The sequence below is a fragment of the Blastococcus litoris genome, from assembly GCF_003075095.1.
In the GTDB taxonomy this organism is placed as follows: domain Bacteria; phylum Actinomycetota; class Actinomycetes; order Mycobacteriales; family Geodermatophilaceae; genus Blastococcus_B; species Blastococcus_B litoris.
This window is the reverse complement of sequence record NZ_QCZF01000077.1, coordinates 1-435: the sequence shown is the minus strand read 5'-3', so window position 1 is coordinate 435 and position 435 is coordinate 1. Positions and strand designations below refer to the sequence as shown.

The window sequence follows — 435 nt, the reverse complement described above, 5'->3', positions numbered from 1 at the left end:
TAGGACTACTTACCAATTTGTCACCAAAACTACTCACTTACGTCAACATCTGCCCGAAGATCACACATTATTTTTAACCTACATTGACTCTGACAACAAACCTACCTCATCAGTTAGACCATCTACAGTGGCAAACTGGGTCAAAACAGTAATGGGTAACGCAGGAGTTGATATTCAAGATTTCAAAGCAGTGGCTTAAAAAGAAGGATTATTGAACCCCTGGCAAACAGACATTTGGTAGCATCAGCATTTAAGATCAAGAAAAATGGCTGGTAACGACAAGACCCCTGGCGAGGTTGTATCAGAACAAGATACTCTGACGGTGTTAAGAAAGCTCACAGAAATTATGACGGAAAAACAAACTCAAGGCCGTGCTAAGGAACCAAACACTTTTGATGGTACTAGAGATGCAATTCTCATTGATGGTTGGTTACG

1 protein-coding gene is annotated in these 435 nt (G+C 40.7%); it reads left to right on the top strand.

The window, feature by feature from the left end:
• On the top strand, positions 1-199 hold a 199-nt coding region (locus DCS98_RS23445; RefSeq protein ID WP_206340422.1), incomplete at its 5' end, for a hypothetical protein.
• Positions 200-435: the final 236 nt, after the last annotated feature.